We start from the raw sequence: 17470 nt of genomic DNA, 5'->3' as shown, positions 1-17470 counted from the left end.
TCATTCCCCTGTCACGATTCGGGTCTCGTTCGGGTGTAGACCAAGAAGGACTTGATCGTTGACCTTAGGGAGAACGGATTTATTGCTTTCCCGCAGGTTTCGGCGCACCTGAACCAATTCACCGGTCGTCAGTCTGACGTGTACGAGGCAGCTCTCCCCCTGGAAGAGAAACTTCTCAACAATCCCGTCGAAGGAATTGTAGGATGAGCGTTCTCGCTCCGTGATAAAATCAAGCTTTTCAGGGCGAAGCACGAGGAGATGGCGTCGAGCACCTTCCACAGTAACACTTTCGGTCGCCAACTTCCTGCCATGAAAGCAGAACGACGCGCCGTCGTGCTCCACGGTGAGGAAGGAAGATTCGCCCATAAACGCTGCAACAAACTCGGAATTTGGTTCCGAGTACAGCGTCTCGGATGTATCGATCTGCGCAATCTTGCCGTTGCGCAGCACAGCAATGCGATCCGACATCGTCAATGCCTCTCGCTGATCGTGCGTGACCAGAACTGTCGTCATACCCAGCTGTTCATGCATAGTGCGCAATTCCAACTGCATAAGCTCCCGGAGATTCTTGTCGAGCGCCGAGAGCGGCTCATCCATGAGAAGGATCTTTGGCTTGAACACAATTGCTCGGGCGAGAGCAATGCGCTGCCTCTGTCCGCCGGATAGTTCGGATATCCGACGGCTCCCGTAACCGCCAAGCTGGACGGTCTCAAGTACATCTCGAACCCTCGCTTTGATCGTCTCACGATCCTCACCACGGATCTTCAGGGGATAGGCTATGTTGGCTTCGACGCTCATGTGCGGGAAAAGAGCGTAATTTTGAAACATCATGCCGACGCCCCGAAGGTGTGGCGCCCTCAAAATCACTTCCTCCTCTCCAAACTTCAACGAGCCGAAGTCTGGCCGTATGAATCCCGCGAGCGTCATAAGCAGCGTCGTTTTGCCAGATCCCGATGGCCCTAGCAGGGTCATGAACTCGCCGCTTCTGATGTGAAGATTGATATCCGACAGAACCTTCACGGGACCGTAGGATTTAGTGACGCCCGCGATCGAGATCGGCAGGGAGGACGGTTGTAATTTATTGATGGCCGGTTCTGGTTGGTTTTGCATGTTGGGTCCTCTGTCGGATCGACTGCGCATCTTCATCCCGGCGAGGGAGACAAGCTCCCCCTTAATTCGGATCATGAAGAGAGAATCCCAGCTCCCTAGGATCAGAGAGCTGGGCCTGTTTTGGCAGTTAGCGAGATAGGCGCACGTTGTCGTATGCCTCGGAGGCCCACTTGGCATGCTTCGCCCAGAAGTTGGGATCGACCGAATACTGAACGGCAACGTTCTCTGGGGCTGAGGCCATCGTCGCCATCTTCTCGGGCGTGTATTTCGCCAGATCATAAGCCTTCATGTTTGCTGGCGCGGTGGCAAACGAGTTCGGGAGATCCTTCTGGTACTCGGCCTTGGACATCTCCTTTAGGAAGCGCATTGCGGCATCGCGATGCGGAGCGCCCTTCACGATGGCATAGCCATCTGTTCCGAGCTGCGCATCGTTGAAGGTGTAGGCGAAGTTCGCACCATCGTTGATCGCTCCCTGGACGCGACCGCCCCAGGTGATGATCATGTCGACTTCACCATCCTTGATGAGCTGTGCTGCCTGTGCGCCACTTTCCCACCACACCGATACACTCGGTGCAAGCTCGGTCAGCTTGGCTATCGCAGCCTTGCGTCCTTCCTCTGTAGAAAGAAACTCGTAAACCTTGTCACGAGGCGTGCCCAGTGCCAGTGCGGCGGCTTCGATCATGCCGATCGGCTGGTTCCAAAGTGCCCTTTTTCCCGGAAATTTCTTAACGTCGAAGAAGTCAGCCATCGATTTGGGGCCATTGTCGCCGTAAGTCTTTTTGTTCCAGGCGATAAGGGTCGAGTAATTGCTGTTGGCAACGAAACTGTCGGTGACAGAGCCAGGGGGAAAGTCAGCCTTATTGACGATGTCGGGATCAAGCTTCTCAAGAACGCCCGCAGCCTTGGCCTGAGGCTCATCGGCGATGCCGATCTGAATAATGTCCCACGTTACCGAGCCCGATTCTACCTGCGCTCGCGCTTCGGCCCAGTTCTGGAAAGTGTCCTGGGTGTAGGTGATGTTCAAAGCCTTCGCCGCAGGCGCCCATAGGGCCTTGTCCTGCGCCTCCTGCCATCCGCCGCCTGAAGAGGCAATAACCACATCGGCTGCATAAGCAACCGAAACCTGGCCTGCGATCAAAACTGCAGAAACAGCCGCCGCGATTTGGATCATTTTCAGTTGTCGCATTTTCATTCCCCTTTTCTCTCTGATCAGCGCCGCAAGGACTTCGAATTCTGTCTTCGGGGCACTGATCGAAGACAAGTTCGTTCTGCCGGGATCCTCCAGTGCCTATGCAGCGCGGTCGGCGACAGATTTTGCATTTCCCTTGAGTTGGAAGTGCGAAATCAGCGTCGTGAGCGTGTCTGCTTCGGCGGCCAAGGCCATGCTTGCAGCTGTCGTCTCCTCAACCATTGCAGCATTCTGGTGGGTCATCTGGTCGATCTGAGTGATAGTGGAATTGACTTCCTGCAGGGCGCTGGACTGGTCGTGGCTTGCGCGAGCAATCATCTCGACATGCTGACTGATAACGACGATTTGGCTGCTGATGTTGGCGAGTGCTTTGCCGGCTTCCTGGACCAATAGAGAACCTGTGGTGACCTCGCTGGTCGATTTGTTGATCAGGCCCTTTATCTCACCCGCAGCTGCAGCGGAGCGCTGTGCCAACTCGCGGACCTCCATGGCTACAACCGCAAATCCCTTGCCTGACTCACCCGCCCGAGCGGCTTCGATACCGGCGTTGAGCGCGAGCAAGTTGGTCTGAAACGCGATTTCGTCGATAACGCCGATAATCTGCTCGATATGACGCGAGGCGTCTTCTATGCGGCTCATTGCGTCAGTAGCATTGGTGACGACTACCGCGGATTCGTCGGCGCTAACTTTGGCCTGTCGGACGATGAGAGCAACATCTTTGGCGCGTTCAGCTGAAGATCGGACGGTTACCGTAATCTGGTCGACGGCTGCGGCCGTTTCTTCGAGGGACGCCGCTTGCTGCTCTGTGCGTTTGGCGAGATCTCCTGCGGACTGCGCCATCTCGCTGCCGTTAGACTGGATCATTTCAACATTGTTACGGATATCCCTCATGGTCGCCTGAAGGCGGAGCATCGATCGATTGAAGTCTTCTCGAAGTTGCTCGAGGCGACCGATAAAGGGTGTGTCAATTGTCGAGGAAATATCGCCTCGCGCCATGCGCCCTAGACCGCCCGCAAGTTCGTTGACCGCAAATTCAATCTGGCGATCCAATTCGTGCTTTTCGGCGTCGTTGCGCTGCCGCTCCTGATCTGCGGCTCTCCGCTCTTCCTCGCTCTGCTCCTCGATACGGATCTTGGAGATTGCATTTTCCTTGAAGATGCCGAGGGCTCGGGCCATATCGCCGATTTCGTCGGAGCGCTTTTGGCTGGAAATGCTAGTGTCAAGGGCACCGTCGGCGATACGCCGCATGGCCGCGGTAATCTCGCCGATTGGCCGCTGCAACGTGAGGGTCAATGCGATACCCCCGATGACAGAGAAGGCAACTCCAAAAATGATTGCAATGATCGAGATTGAATTTGCCTGACCACGTTCGCCACTGGCTCGATGTTTCTCACCCTCTGCAAAAGTGCTGAGCTGATTCCAAATCTCATCAAGCTGAGTGCGGGCTTCAATATAAGAGAGATCACGCTTATCAAGGGTCTCGACCAGCTTGGAGCCGTTCACCTCCAAGTCTGCAACTGGCCCCTCCATTGCGGCTTCGATATCGGTAGCCACATCGTTTTCTTGTGATTTTTGCTTGAGCGCCGTGATGCTTTTACTAAGTCTGGCTATCTCTTGACGCAAACGAACTAAATTCTCACCATCGGCCTTGGACGTGAACTCACCCAGGATCAGTTGCAAGGAAGAGATCGATTCTTCCAAATTCCGCGTTTGCTGGAGCATGGGAAGAACTGCTGTGGCATCGTTGTTCCAACCAAGCAGAGAATCCTGCATTTCCTGGGTAACTGCGCTTAAGTTGAAGCGAACAGAGATAATGCCGCTCTGAGCAGATTTGATCGCGGCACGATATTTCGTTTCCAGGTCATACAGCGTCCAGAGATCTTCAACGATAGCGGCAACATCCGCGGTCGCTTTTGCCGCTTTTTGGAGGTCGGCGTGGCTCTCGTTTCCGCTTCCGATCTCCTGCGATAGGCTAATCAAATCGGACGCTTGTGATTTAATTTGAGATAAGAGGGTGTCCCGCGCGCCCTCGCTTGGGGCGCGCAAAAACCCATCCATTGAAGCGCTAAGATTCTTGAACCCGGACAGCGACTGCAAAACGCTGTTGGATATCTCCATCCGCCCTTGTAGTAGCCCGGATGCGAACAGTCCGACAAAACCCACGGCCGAAATGCTGAGAACAAAGGGAAATACAAACAAAAGTACTTTTGTGCGGATCGTGTAGCGCGACAACATCCTATCGATCAGAAAGCCGACCCGCGCCGTTAGCGTCATCAGCGATCGTAGTGCGGTCGTTAGAACCAGTCCCAGATTTCTCATTTAGATCCCCCTTCCGGCAGATGGGATCGCCATCTGCCCGCCCTTTGCCAAGAACCAACCCGTCGGGTGGACGTCACCCTTCGGCTAAAACCGCAAAGCTGTTCCTGCTTCGCAGCTGAACGCCTCGCCACATTCAGTGAAGCGTCGAATTTCAGGGGCCTTGGTTGATCTGTGCCGGGCTTTAGGTCCGCTGCAGGTCTGAGAGAGAAGGCACCTGCTTAAGCACAGCGAGATCAACCAAGATCAGTCGGAGAAGTATGGTTCAGGAGAATCCCGGCCCCACCCGCACATTTCCTGGCCCTTCGCGTCATTCAATTTGTCCGGGCAGTTTCCTCGCACTGTCGTTGCGGCCACTACTGCTTTCAGACGAAGGGGCCGGTAGTGAGCGATGAGGTTTGGAGTTTCCTCGCGCCTGTCTTTGTTCGCTTTCGTCACTGCGTATCCCTCGCTGTTTTCGTCTGGTGGTCTGAAACGTCCATGGTTGCTGACTGTTGAAATTATGCTTTTGCCGGCTGCCGTCGGCGAATTCCGACGGCAGCCATTTTGCCTTGGGAGGCACGGATGAGATCGGATCGCTTATTCAGCGTCTGTCGCCGGTGGTGTGAGGACGGCAATCGCTCCTGGCGCTCCGGCAACTTTCCTACGCCCCAGAATGAAGGCCATGCCGACCATGATCACTGTGCATGTCACACCAAGAAGCAGAGCCGAAACTGCCGCTGATTCCGGACTGGTGTTGAAGCGTATGCCCTCCCACAACTTTCTCGGCAGGGTTTTGACCGAAAGGTCGCTGAGAAAAATTGACGCGACCGATTCATCGAATGAAAGCAGCATCGCGAGGAGACCACCGATGGCCAGACCTGGCAGCAGTAGCGGAAAGACGATGGTGCGGAAGGTCTGCCAAGCGTTCGCCCCAAGACTGGAAGCGGCGAGGGAAAGTGAAGGATCGATAGAGCTATATGTGGCCGATGCAACAAGGAAGACGACAGGGAAAATCAGAACGGTGTGCGCGATAACAATGCCGGCCTCCGTATCGACCAGCCCCACCTTGGAGAACGTCAAATACGCTCCAAGCGCAAAAACCACCGCAGGCACGCTCAGGGGAAATTGTACCACAGCCTCCAGTGCTTCCCGAAACAAGAAACGGCCACGCCCAAAGCCAATTACAGCAAGGGTTGCGAGAAGAAGGCTGAGTGCACAGGTTGCAACGCCGATGCGAAGGCTTGTGAGCGCAGCACCCATCCATTCAGGACTACCGAGGATCGTTTCAAACCAGCGCAACGAATAGCCTGGTGGCGGGAAAATTAGGACATCTGCAGAGCTGAACGAAACTGGGAAAAGTATGAGCAACGGAAGCAGAATGAATGTCGATATCAGCAAAAGGTAGGTTGGGGGAACAGCGCGAGTGGCCAAGCGCCATATCACGGAAGAAGTTCGACTTGCGTTCGGTACTGATATCTGGCGGCGGAGCAGGCTGGTATCGACCTTTACTCCATTCTGTCCTTGAGAATTGAGAGATAGCGGCCCCGGGCGCTGCCAACGAGATAAAAGGCGTGCCACCATGCTCAACCCTACAACGACGATCGTGGCAACAACTGCAAGCGTGATGCCGAGCGCTGCGGCAAGGGCCCAATCAGCCCCGGTTTCGATCTCCGACTGGATCACCTGAGCAAGCATTTGCTGGCGCTGGTTGCCCAAAAGTGCCGGAGCGATAAAGCTCGCGATCGTGAACAGGAAGGTGATGATTACGCCGGACTGGATGCCGCGGATGGAGAGCGGGATGACAACGCCCAACCAGGCACGCAGTGGGTTTGCACCAAGGGTGTTTGCGGCGAGTAAGATCCGGCCGTCGATACGACGGAGCACCGTGACGAGCGAAAACACCATCATCGGTATGGAAGAGTGCACGAGCGCTAGAACGACAGCTGGCTCACTGAACAGCAGCGGAAGTGGCTCGGAAATCAACCCAAGACTCAGCAGGGTTCCGTTGACGAGTCCGCGCTGTCCAAGGATCGCGATCCAGGCGAATGTACGCACAAGCACACTCGTGAGGAATGGAACAAGAACCAATAGTCCAAGAAGCAATGCCTTGATCCCCGTTGCCCGACTGAGCAGCCAGGCGAGCGGGAAAGATACAATGAGGGTGATAGCTGTCGCCTCAAGGCTCATTCGAACCGTGGTCCAGATAATCTTGAGATAAACAGGCCCTGCGAATATCTTGAGAAACCGTGCGACCGCATCGCCTCCGAATGCCTGCGGCAGGATGGCGAGCAGCGGCACGAAGAAAGCGAGGAGGAGGACGACGAATACGGGCAGGAGCAGAAAGGTTTGCCCCCAATTTACAAGTTTTTTCTGGCTCATCTTCTATCCTCCTCAACTTTCACGCGTTACTGCATGATGTACGTCGTCCACTCGGCCTTTACGGCGTCGTAGTTGTCGTTCCACCATTTCGAGTTGAGGACGGCGCCGAGCTTTGCATTTGCAGGGTAGCTTGGGAGGTCCTTGGCAACGGCCGGGTCAAGAAGTCTCAGCGCATCGACATTGGTTGGGCCATAAGCGATCACGCGGGTCAGTTCGGCCTGTGGTTCGGCCTGGACGGCGAAGTTTATGAACTTCATGGCCTCGGCGGCATGCGGCGCGCCCTTTGGCACAGCCCAATATTCCGTGTCGGCCAATGCTCCTTCCCAGCTATAAGACCAGTTTGCGCCAGCCTTGATAGCGTTCTTGATGCGGCCGGTTCCGGCATATACGATATCCGCTTCACCCTGCTGCATCAAAGCCTGGATATCGGAAGCGCCCTTGTAGCCGATGACCTGGTCTTTCACGCGGTCGATCACCTTCAAGGCGCGCTTGACGTCGAGAGGGTAGAGATCTGCCGGCTTGACGCCGTCACCCATTAGAGCGAATTCGAGGGAATACGTGGCATCAGATGGCAAAACGCGTCGGCCCTTTACGTTGGGGTCGAAGAATTGAGCCGGGGTCACACCGTTAGGGAACTTGTCTTTGTTCCAGGCAAGATTGGTGCCGAAGACCATGTAACCGACACCGTACTTCGTGCGGAAATTTTCCGGCACGTTGTCTGCTTTGACGACTGAGTAGTCGATCGGTTCCAGCAGGCCGTCCTTGACCTCGCTTGCAAAAGCCGGGCTTTCGGCGGAGATCACATCCCAGGTCACGTTGCCACTTTCGACCATGGCCTTGACCTTGGCGTAGCCGGTACCCGTCGTCCCGGTCACTTTCACGCCGCTCGCCTTCGCATAAGGATCGAAATAGGCTTTTGTCTGGGCGTCTTGGAAAGACCCGCCATAAGACGAGATAACGAGGTCGGCGGCAGATGCCACGCCCGACAGCATGATCACGCCCGTTGCTGCAAGCAAGGCGGTAGAGATACGCTTGAAGAATGGATTCGATTTCATTTTTTTTCTCCTCTGGATTTCATGGGTCTTTCCCACCTCACATACTCCGCTTCAGGGTCATCCTTCAGTCGGAAGAACAGCGGCAGATGCCGGCTGCCAAGTTGCGTTCACCGACGAGCCGGGAGCGAGGCTTCCAGCTAGATCGTCTCCTCGCATGACATTGGCGAGCAACGACTGCCCGTCGGATAGTTGCAACGCCACGCGCCATCCGGCGCCGAGGTAAGTCACCTCCCGGATCGTGGCGGAAACACCGAAAGAGTCGATGGATGCTGTCGATGGGGACCGGATCGCGACGTCTTCCGGTCTAACGACGATATCGAATGGCCCATTGGCGGGGGAGGGCAGTGACTGGCGCGCTCCTGCGATTTCGTAACCCCTGCCTTCATTGGTGCCACTGACCCGCAGGATCGAACACTCTCCGATGAAGCGTGCAACGAAGTGACTGGATGGCGCTGCATAGATTGCCTCGGGATCGGCGACCTGAAGGAGACGCCCGGCAGACATGATCCCGATGCGGTCCGCCATAGCCATTGCTTCGGACTGATCATGAGTCACATAGATAACCGTGATGCCCAACTCATGCTGGATGCGTTTCAATTCCTGTTGCATCTGGTCGCGGAGGCGCCGGTCGAGCGCGCCCAGCGGTTCGTCCATCAGCAAGATGGCGGGACTGAAGACAAGCGCTCGTGCGAGCGCTACCCGCTGTTGCTGACCACCCGAAAGCTGGATCGGATAAGCACCGAGCCGATCGGAAAGATTGACCAGCGCGAGTGCGGCTTTGACGCGTTCTTCGCGCTCGTGACGAGCCACTCCACGCATCCTCAAGGGATAGGCCACATTCTCGGCAGCTGTCAGATGCGGGAAGAGAGCATAATTCTGGAACACCACACCTATCTGCCGCTTGTGAGGTGGGACATCCGAAACGGACACACCCGACATCAACACCTGGCCTTCGTTCGGATTGTCGAACCCGGCAAGCAACGTGAGAAGTGTTGTTTTGCCAGAGCCGCTCGAACCCAGCAGGGCGAAGAACTCACCCTGCGAGATATCGAGGCTGACGTTGTCAACGGCGGTGACAGGGCCGAAGCGCCGCGTGACACCCTGAAACGATACGGCGGGAAGCGGCTGATCGATCATCAGACATCCCTTCCAAGCTCAAAGGGCGTCAGGACTTCATAGCCGGTATCTGTCACGAGGACGGTATCACCAAAACGGGCGCCACCAACGCCATCCACATAAATTCCCGGCTCAACACTCAGCACCATGCCGGCCTCAAGACGAACCGGGGAATTCGCCTTCAACTCGATGCCGTCCCAGTCGGAATATCCAATCCCGCGGCCGGTTCGATGCAGAAATGGTCGATCCCAGCCCCCACTCTCGATCACATCCACTGCGGCTGCGTGGACTTCCCCAGCGGTCGCCCCTGGCTTGATCCGAGCCAAAGCTGCTTCCTGCGCTTGACGGGCGAAGTTCACAACTTTGCGGAGCTCCAACGGCAGCTCTTTAGAGCCCACCGGGATCGGCCGGTCGAAGCAAATCCCGTATCCGCAGTACACTTGGCCGCACAGGCAAATCTGCACATGCTCACCGTCGTTCATGATCCGGCCCCCGCCGGAGCAATGGCAGCGCGCAGTGCGCTCAGGACCGCTTCCGACCATATTCATCTGATGGGGCCAGAAACGTGGTTGCTCGACATCTTCGCCCAGGAAATCAGCGCTGCGCTTAATCGCGGCGGTAAGCGAGGCAAGCGTGACCTGCCACTCTGCCGCACCAGGAACGATCGCCTGACGGGCTGCCGCGTATTGTTGCGCGACGACGTCGGTTGCACGACGAATTCCTTCGACAACTGCGTCATTCTTGAGTGCGAGTAGATCTCGCAGGATAGACGTCGCATCAACGATGCGCTCGTGGCCGAGAACTTGCCTGACCAGTTCGATGTTCGAGGCCCAGGTCGAGTTAAAATCGACGCCGATCGTCCGAGCATCGGGCGCGATTTCCGCGATATATTTTGCAAGGGCGTCCTGATGCGACATGGGTGCGGGGATCGGTTCTTCCCACTCCACCCATTCTGCCGCAACCGGCGTCGCGCATCTCGCTCTGATCTCTTTGGCCTCACTGCGAGGAGACACAAATGACGCTGTTCCCCGCTTTTGCAACACCAGCCAGATCGGCCTGCCGACCGGAAGACCGTTTAGACCGGTGAAAAAGCGCAAATAGTCGAAGCCGGAGATGGCGAGGACGTCGACATCGGCACTCTTCATCGCGGCCTGTGCGCGCTCGATGCGATTGCGGTAATCTGCATCGGACGCCAGTGTCATTTTCGGTGTCTTAGAATATTGGTTCATAGGGTTCCCCAATTCTTTTTGATAAGGAAGACGCCGGGACATCACCTGCTATGCCGGAATCTCTCGTGTAATAGGGCGAGCATGCCCGAATGCGCCGCGTGTGCCGCAGATGTGAGCCGCATACTGCGCCCCGTCGCGTGCTGCTTCATTTAACGTTACTCCAGCCAGCACGCGGCACGCGAGCCGACTGAGAAACGCGTCGCCCGCACCAAGCGTGTCGACGGCATCCACCGGCACTGCCGGAGCAAACAAGACGTTACCCCTGTGGCAAACAGTGGCGCCTCTCGCGCCCTGCGTTACCGTCACGAGCTCGACACCTGCTGAGACTGCGGTGTCCAAAACGCGTTTTACCTCATCATCGCTTGCATCGGATCTCGAGAACGCGGCGATTTTGATGTAGGGCAGCACGGAAGCAGCGTAATCCAGACTGCGATCAGAGAAGTCGAAAGAAATTGCAACTCGCTCCCGCATTGCAGGAAGCTGGCTGTCCAACTGGCTGGTTTCACCGGTGTGAGCCAGGTCGAACTTACCAAGGTACTCAAGATCGGCGGTGTCGAGTTGAAACATCGACACGCCTTTCTCGCAAAGGCCCCAAACACGGTTATTGCCGTCCTCATCCATGTGAACCGTGGCGAACGCGTTTGGACCTTCCTTCACGCGGAGGTGCTTGAGCTCAACGCCCTCCGCCTGCAAGCTGGAGCGGATGAGATCGCCGTCAGCGTCGGTGCCAATGACGCCGATATAGGCGGCATCCATTCCACTCCGTTGGGCGTGAACGGCGAAGTTGACCGCATTGCCGCCCGGGAACATGAGCTTCTGATTAAAATACCGGTCGACTACATTGTCACCGACGCCACAAACACGCATTTGTCGCCCTCAGTACGTTGTTTTGAACATGTAACGGCGATCGGTCAGGTCATGACCGGTGACAGCCTGATAGTGTTCGGCCAGGCGCCTTGACAATGTCGAGAGAAGAAGCGGTGTGATTTCACCGCGCATCGAGGCGGGGACGCCAGGGAGGCTATAGTCTCTGGAGTCAACGACGCGGCAGCGTTGGGTGTTCTTGTTGAGGAACGTTTCGACCCGATCGATAATCGCCCTTGTATCGTCCTCGCCCTTGAAAAGAAGGACAGCGGTGTCCGGCTGAACGACTTCAAATGCACCATGCAGGAATTCGTTCGCATTGAACCAAGAGGCATGCTTCCACTGCATTTCCATGAGGTAACACATGGCGAAGCCGTAGCCTGCTCCCTGGTTGGGGCCGGCGGAAAGAACATAGGTCAAGGCTTCACCGCCGAAGGCGGCAGCAGTCTCATGGAGATTGGCTTCCGCTTCTTCGATCGCCTTTTCGAAAGCGGCCGGCACGGCTGCATATGCCTGATCAATGGCCGCGTAATCGAGATCGGCGCCCGTTTCCTTGAGCAGAGCCGTCACCATCATGCCGATCAGCAACTGCTTCGGCGCCAGAATGGTCCGGTCGCTGTTGTAAGTGAACACCTCATCACATTCCGCGGCGAGTGGTGTTGTCTCATTCTTGGTAAAGCCGATGACGCGGGCGCCGACCGATCGGCAATGGCGAGCTGCCTCGATCGTTTCTTTCGTCGTGCCATTGTGAGACGCGACGAGAACGACGGAGTCCTTGTCCAGAAGAGCTGGAGAGCGACGGTTGAACTCTTCACTGTTGAAGTGGAAAGTCGGAATTTTTGCACTGCGGTCGCATCTGTAAGCAACTGCGGAGAAGTCGTTATACGAGCCGCCGCAGCCGATCAGAAAAAGATTACGGGCTCCGCTTGCGGCTGCCTTTGCAACTTCAGCGACCCTCTCGTGCTGGGCCAGTGCCGCCTCAATTACGCGACGAAAGTCGACATCAGGGGAAACGAGATTGGGGTAGTTCGTCATAGTGCTTCGCTTTCTGAGGTTGAATTTGTGAGCGCGCTCTCATGTGACACCGGTCTCACATTATTAGGTCCTGTGTCAAGCGGTTTGTTTGGGCTCGATTGTCTGCTATTGACGGAAAGAACAAACACAGATGCGAGCAATTAGATGAAAACAAGTGGACGCTCGGGTCCTCAGCCCACAGTGGCTGACGTTGCGCGCGCTGCAGGGGTGTCGCGGGCTACGGCTGCGCGCGTTCTCGGAGGTTATGGGTATGCCGGCTCAGAAGCCCGCGAACAGGTTCTTGAGGCGGCCAAGCGTCTCGCCTACCAGCCGAACCAGCTTGCCCGCAGCATGGCGACAGGACGCAGCAAGACGATCGGTGTGGTCGTCGCAGACATCGAAAACCTATATTTTGCGAGAGCCATTCGAGCCATTACGGATACGGCGAATGCAAATGGCTTCGATGTTGTTCTCGCTAATACTGACGAGGACATTGAGATGGAACGCGCAGCGCTGCGCGTGATGCTGGCCAAACGTGTTGATGGTTTGATCGTGTCGCCGGCTTCAAGCTTTGAAGTGGATCACCTCATTGAAGCCCGCAACATGGGATGCCCATTCGTGCTCCTCGACCGGCGGGTGCCTGCTCTCGAGGCGGATACTGTCGCGATTGACAATTTCCCCGCGGCTCGTAATGCGGTTTCGTCGTTCACCAGGCAGGGGCACCGGCGCATAGCGCTTATTTCGAACTCGCGAATAGAGGGCGGCCAGAAATATCTCACATCTCCGGTTCGCGAGCGCCTCGAAGGATATAAGGCTGCCCTACACGAGGCCGGAATACGGATCGATCCGAAGCTGACCGTCTTTGGCGGCGGAGACAATGAAAATCTTGCCCGAAAAGTACGCAAGCTTTGTCAGGATGATAACCGTCCCACCGCTTTTCTCGCCGTCACGAGTGCAGTCGCCCTCGTCGTCCTGAGTGTCTTGAGGGAAGACGGGCTGTCTGTTCCCGAGGACGTGTCGCTGATTTGCTTCGAAAACGCTGCCTGGACAGTTGCTGTGACGCCGCCTCTCACCGTCATCGCTCAACCGATAAAAGAGTTAGCTTCAGCCGTCACCGAGCGCCTCATTGCTCGCCTGAACGGAGGTTCATCCCTGTCGCCCGAAGAAACACTGCTTTCGGCTACGCTCATAAACCGTGGCTCGGTCAAAGATCTGTCGTCCGATTTAAGTCCCGATCGCCGGTCCGCCTAGCATTCTGTATCCGCCGGACGCCAGTTTCCTGCTGGTGCTCAGTCGAACACCGATTGCATGCGCGTTTGAGATCTCCCGCTCCTTTCTATTTTGTTTCTGTCTCAGCACAGACGGCGCTATTGACAATTCAGTGAGAGCGGTCCCATATGAGAGCGGTATCATGTTGCGGCCCGGTGTGCGCTGCATAAGTGGACCGAACTTCAACTATCCCGGCTGCACTTAACCCAGAACGGGACATCAATCCGAAGGTGATATAAATGAAACTGCAAGGCAAAACCGCCGTTATCACGGGCGCTGGCCGCGGTATTGGACGTGCGACCGCTCTGGAGCTGGCAAAAGAAGGCTGCAATGTCGTCTTGGCAGCGATCGAACTAAACGAAGTCGAAGCGGTCGCTGAAGAGGTTCGAGCGATAGGTTCCGAGGCGCTTGCACTTCGGACTGACGTTCAGCACAAGTCCGAGGTTGATGCGTTGGCGAAGGCGGCATTCGAGCGTTTTGGAGCCGTTGATATTCTTGTGAATAATGCCGGTGTCGCGATCCACAATACCATTCCAAACATCAAGGAAGCGGATTGGGACTGGATGATGGCCATCAACTTGAAGGGCACTTTCCTGTGCACGCAGGCCTTTTTCCAGCATATGTGCGATCGTCGACACGGCCATATCATCAACGTCGTTTCGCGTGCGGGCAAGGTTGCTTCTGCAAAGTTCGGCGCATACGCCGCATCGAAGTTCGGGATGCTTGGGTTTACTCAGACGACCGACCAGGAAGGTATTGAATTCGGTGTGAAGGCCACGGCAGTTTGCCCCGGCGCCGTTGATACCCAGCAGCGGTCCGACAACCACGTCGATGACCGGTCGCAGTTGCTGCAGCCCGAGGACGTTGCTGAGTACATTGCATTCATTGTCACCAGACACGATCGCGTCTACATCGGCGAAGTCTCCCCGATTGCGCAACAACTGAAGCCTCTGCCGGGCAGCGGCTGGCTGAAGCCCGGTATTTAATCGTTTCAGCGCCGTAGGGAATTCAGATGTCCGTTCTTCCAACAATTCAGGCTGTCACCGAGCGCATTGCAGCACGGAGCGCGCAGTCGCGTCGAGAGTATCTCGACCTTGTCGAGGCACAGAGACAGCAAGGCGTACACCGCGCCGCTCTGTCCTGTGGGAACCTTGCTCATGGTTTTGCCGCCTGCTCCTCATCCGAGAAAGCGATGCTGTCAGGATCGACAGCTCTGAACCTGGGCATTGTTACGTCTTACAATGACATGTTGAGCGCTCATCAGCCCTACGGCAACTATCCAGACGCCATCAAATCTGCGGCGCGCTCGGTCGGCGCGACCGCACAGGTTGCGGGCGGCGTGCCGGCTATGTGCGATGGTGTAACCCAGGGTCAGCCGGGGATGGATCTGTCGCTGTTCAGCCGCGATGTGATCGCAATGTCCACTGCGATTGCACTCAGTCACAACATGTTCGATGCCGCTGTCTACCTCGGTGTTTGCGACAAAATCGTTCCAGGTCTTTTGATCGGAGCACTTTCCTTCGGCCACCTCCCTGCGGTTTTTGTGCCAGCAGGTCCGATGACATCGGGTCTTTCAAATGACGAGAAGGCGCGCATACGCCAGCTGTCATCGGAAGGAAAGATTGATCGTCCGCAATTGCTCGATGCTGAAGCGAAATCCTATCACTCCCCCGGGACATGCACCTTCTATGGCACTGCGAATTCCAACCAGATGCTCATGGAAATCATGGGCCTGCACATTCCTGGTTCGAGCTTCGTAAACGCCAATACACCCCTTCGCGACGCGCTCACTCGGGAGGCGACGCGCCGGGCGCTTTCGCTCACCGCAGGCGGTAACAATTACACGCCAATCGGCCACATCATCGATGAAAGGGCGGTCGTCAATGGTATTGTGGGATTGCTCGCGACTGGTGGCTCGACCAATCATACGCTGCATATCGTCGCCATCGCACAGGCAGCCGGGCTGAACGTTACGTGGGAAGATATGAGTGACCTCAGCGACGTCGTGCCGCTGCTGACCCGCGTTTACCCGAATGGCTCTGCAGACGTGAACCATTTTCACGCCGCAGGAGGAATGGGCTTTCTTATCCGCGAGCTGATCGATGGCGGCTTCTTGCATGAAGACGTCAAAACTATCTGGGGAACCGGCCTTGAGAGCTACGCAGTCGAGGCAAGACTAGCCGGCGACGAGTTGGTTTTTGAACCCACACCGGCGGGCTCGCGCAATCCCAAAGTGCTTGCACCTGTTAGCGGAGCCTTCTCGCCGAATGGAGGTCTGAAGTTGTTATCAGGTAACATCGGCAAATCGGTCATTAAAGTCTCTGCCGTCAAGCCGGAAAACCGGGTCGTGGAGGCTCCAGCACGCGTCTTTCATGCCCAGGAGGAGCTCCAGAAGGCGTTTAGGGATGGCGAGCTTGAGCGCGACATGATTGCCGTTGTCCGCTTCCAGGGGCCAAGATCAATCGGGATGCCGGAACTTCATAAGCTCACGCCCATGCTCGGTGTGTTGCAGGATCGAGGCTTCAAGGTTGCGCTACTTACAGATGGCCGGATGTCTGGCGCATCGGGGAAGGTCCCTGCTGCAATCCATATTACGCCTGAAGCGTCGGACGGCGGTGCCATTTCCAGGATCCGCGATGGAGACCTTATCAGGTTGGATGCGATTGAGGGAACGTTGACCTACCTTGGCGATGACGAGGAATTCAACTCTCGCGTCCCTGCGACCCACGATCATCGCCCACAGCATTATGGCACTGGCCGCGAGCTCTTTGCCCGCTGTCGGTCCTTGGTTAGTCCAGCTGACCTTGGTGCCAGCATTCTTGGACGCTTCTAATCCGTTTTTCGAGGAGGAAAATTATGGAATATCGCCTGCTTGGACGTTCGGGCCTCAAGGTGTCAACCCTGACCGTTGGAACAATGACGTTCGGTGGTGTTGGCTGGGCCAAAACAGTTGGAGACCTCGGCGTCACGGAGGCAAAACGACTTGTCGATCTTTGTCTGGACGCCGGCATCAACCTGATCGATACAGCCGACGTCTACTCCGACGGAAAGTCTGAAGAAATCCTCGGCGAGATCTTGGGCGGGAAGCGGAAAGGTGGTGCATTGGTCGCGACCAAAGCGCGCTTCAATATGGGACCAGGCCCGAACGATGGTGGTCTATCGCGTCAGTATTTGATTGCCGCCTGCGAGGCCAGCCTAAAGCGGCTAAAGACCGACGTGATCGACCTCTACCAGCTTCACGAATGGGACGGTCAGACGCCCCTCGAAGAAACGATGGAGGCGCTCGACACTCTCGTTCGACAGGGCAAGGTCCGTTACATCGGCTGTTCAAACTTCACCGGCTGGCAGATTATGAAAGCTCTCGGCATCAGTGAAAAAGACAAGCGGCAGCGCTTTGTCAGCCAGCAGATACATTACACGCTCGAAGCGCGTGATGCGGAATATGAACTGCTGCCAATTTCGGTGGACCAGGGCTTGGGCGTTCTCATCTGGAGTCCACTGGCAGGCGGGCTGCTCTCCGGAAAGCACCGCCGCAACCAGTCTGCACCGGAAGGGAGCCGTCAGTTTGCAGGCTGGACCGAACCCCCGGTTCGTGATGAAGAGCGGCTCTGGAACATCGTTGACACGCTCTTATCGGTTGCCGATGGCCGGGGTGTATCGGCTGCACAGGTAGCGCTTGCTTGGCTTATTGGACGCAAGGCCGTCACATCCATCATCATTGGTGGGCGGACCGAGGCACAGTTCAAGGACAATCTTGCTGCCGCAGACCTGCAGCTTTCGGCCGAGGAGCGAAAGCGTCTCGATGATGTCAGCCTCCTGCCGCTGCTCTATCCGTATTGGCATCAGCGCAATAATGCCAGCGATAGGCTGAGCGAAGCCGATCTGGAATTGCTGGCTCCGCACCTTTCGAAAAAAGGGTGAGAGTTGGGCGACGGACGCGCAGCATA

At 56.4% G+C, this 17470-nt stretch carries 13 protein-coding genes; 4 read left to right on the top strand and 9 right to left on the bottom strand.

Annotated elements, in window-relative coordinates; all coding sequences use genetic code 11:
* The 9 genes from potA to ASB65_RS23195 form a co-directional block, all read right to left on the bottom strand.
* Entirely contained in the window at positions 1–1185 is a 1185-nt protein-coding gene (gene potA, locus ASB65_RS23235; RefSeq protein ID WP_010892408.1) for a polyamine ABC transporter ATP-binding protein, read from the bottom strand.
* 52 nt (positions 1186–1237) lie between these two features.
* Complete coding sequence (locus tag ASB65_RS23230) at positions 1238–2371, bottom strand: ABC transporter substrate-binding protein (RefSeq protein WP_051489781.1); 1134 nt, start codon at positions 2369–2371, stop codon at positions 1238–1240.
* A 27-nt stretch (positions 2372–2398) separates the two neighbouring features.
* Positions 2399–4417, bottom strand: a complete 2019-nt coding sequence (locus tag ASB65_RS23225) for a methyl-accepting chemotaxis protein (protein ID WP_410118220.1) — start codon at positions 4415–4417, stop codon at positions 2399–2401.
* Between the two features lie 777 nt (positions 4418–5194).
* The gene (locus ASB65_RS23220) at positions 5195–6976 is read right to left on the bottom strand and encodes an ABC transporter permease subunit (RefSeq protein WP_040132252.1); all 1782 of its coding nucleotides are present in this window, start codon (positions 6974–6976) and stop codon (positions 5195–5197) included.
* Positions 6977–7002: 26 nt separating this feature from the next.
* A complete protein-coding gene (locus ASB65_RS23215) occupies positions 7003–8031 on the bottom strand; it encodes an ABC transporter substrate-binding protein (RefSeq protein WP_040132253.1) in 1029 nt (342 codons plus the stop codon).
* Between the two features lie 57 nt (positions 8032–8088).
* On the bottom strand, positions 8089–9168 hold the full coding sequence (locus tag ASB65_RS23210) for an ABC transporter ATP-binding protein (RefSeq protein WP_010892414.1): 1080 nt from the start codon (positions 9166–9168) through the stop codon (positions 8089–8091).
* Positions 9168–10376: a M24 family metallopeptidase gene (locus tag ASB65_RS23205; protein WP_010892415.1), complete on the bottom strand. Its 1209-nt coding sequence runs from the start codon at positions 10374–10376 to the stop codon at positions 9168–9170. Before ASB65_RS23205 ends, ASB65_RS23210 begins: the two co-directional genes overlap by 1 nt.
* A 48-nt stretch (positions 10377–10424) precedes the next feature.
* Positions 10425–11243: a fructoselysine 6-kinase gene (locus ASB65_RS23200; protein ID WP_010892416.1), complete on the bottom strand. Its 819-nt coding sequence runs from the start codon at positions 11241–11243 to the stop codon at positions 10425–10427.
* A 9-nt stretch (positions 11244–11252) separates the two neighbouring features.
* Positions 11253–12275, bottom strand: coding sequence for an SIS domain-containing protein (locus tag ASB65_RS23195; RefSeq protein ID WP_040132255.1), 1023 nt, complete (start codon positions 12273–12275; stop codon positions 11253–11255).
* 180 nt (positions 12276–12455) lie between these two features.
* Between ASB65_RS23195 and ASB65_RS23190 the strand changes: the two genes are divergently transcribed.
* The 4 genes from ASB65_RS23190 to ASB65_RS23175 all read left to right on the top strand — a co-directional run bounded on the left by ASB65_RS23190 (position 12456) and on the right by ASB65_RS23175 (position 17444).
* Positions 12456–13505, top strand: a complete 1050-nt coding sequence (locus ASB65_RS23190; protein ID WP_060725480.1) for a LacI family DNA-binding transcriptional regulator — start codon at positions 12456–12458, stop codon at positions 13503–13505.
* Between the two features lie 257 nt (positions 13506–13762).
* Positions 13763–14509 (top strand): SDR family oxidoreductase, encoded by a 747-nt coding sequence (locus tag ASB65_RS23185; RefSeq protein WP_046205712.1) that lies wholly within the window; start codon positions 13763–13765, stop codon positions 14507–14509.
* Between the two features lie 26 nt (positions 14510–14535).
* Positions 14536–16356, top strand: coding sequence for a phosphogluconate dehydratase (gene edd / locus ASB65_RS23180; RefSeq protein WP_040132259.1), 1821 nt, complete (start codon positions 14536–14538; stop codon positions 16354–16356).
* 23 nt (positions 16357–16379) lie between these two features.
* Complete coding sequence (locus ASB65_RS23175) at positions 16380–17444, top strand: aldo/keto reductase (protein ID WP_040132261.1); 1065 nt, start codon at positions 16380–16382, stop codon at positions 17442–17444.
* Positions 17445–17470 lie beyond the last annotated feature (26 nt).

It is taken from the genome of Agrobacterium tumefaciens str. B6 (assembly GCF_001541315.1).
Lineage (GTDB): Bacteria > Pseudomonadota > Alphaproteobacteria > Rhizobiales > Rhizobiaceae > Agrobacterium > Agrobacterium radiobacter.
Note: the sequence above shows the minus strand (reverse complement) of the source record. Positions and strands in the feature narration are given on the sequence as shown.

What these genes read in the sequence shown, in the direction of transcription:
- potA (WP_010892408.1), bottom strand. Translation starts at nt 1,185, where the DNA reads ATGATCCGAATTAAGGGGGAGCTTGTCTCCCTCGCCGGGATGAAGATG.
- ASB65_RS23225 (WP_410118220.1), bottom strand. Translation starts at nt 4,417, where the DNA reads ATGGAGATATCCAACAGCGTTTTGCAGTCGCTGTCCGGGTTCAAGAAT.
- ASB65_RS23220 (WP_040132252.1), bottom strand. Translation starts at nt 6,976, where the DNA reads ATGAGCCAGAAAAAACTTGTAAATTGGGGGCAAACCTTTCTGCTCCTG.
- ASB65_RS23215 (WP_040132253.1), bottom strand. Translation starts at nt 8,031, where the DNA reads ATGAAATCGAATCCATTCTTCAAGCGTATCTCTACCGCCTTGCTTGCA.
- ASB65_RS23210 (WP_010892414.1), bottom strand. Translation starts at nt 9,168, where the DNA reads ATGATCGATCAGCCGCTTCCCGCCGTATCGTTTCAGGGTGTCACGCGG.
- ASB65_RS23205 (WP_010892415.1), bottom strand. Translation starts at nt 10,376, where the DNA reads ATGAACCAATATTCTAAGACACCGAAAATGACACTGGCGTCCGATGCA.
- ASB65_RS23200 (WP_010892416.1), bottom strand. Translation starts at nt 11,243, where the DNA reads ATGCGTGTTTGTGGCGTCGGTGACAATGTAGTCGACCGGTATTTTAAT.
- ASB65_RS23195 (WP_040132255.1), bottom strand. Translation starts at nt 12,275, where the DNA reads ATGACGAACTACCCCAATCTCGTTTCCCCTGATGTCGACTTTCGTCGC.
- ASB65_RS23185 (WP_046205712.1), top strand. Translation starts at nt 13,763, where the DNA reads ATGAAACTGCAAGGCAAAACCGCCGTTATCACGGGCGCTGGCCGCGGT.
- edd (WP_040132259.1), top strand. Translation starts at nt 14,536, where the DNA reads ATGTCCGTTCTTCCAACAATTCAGGCTGTCACCGAGCGCATTGCAGCA.
- ASB65_RS23175 (WP_040132261.1), top strand. Translation starts at nt 16,380, where the DNA reads ATGGAATATCGCCTGCTTGGACGTTCGGGCCTCAAGGTGTCAACCCTG.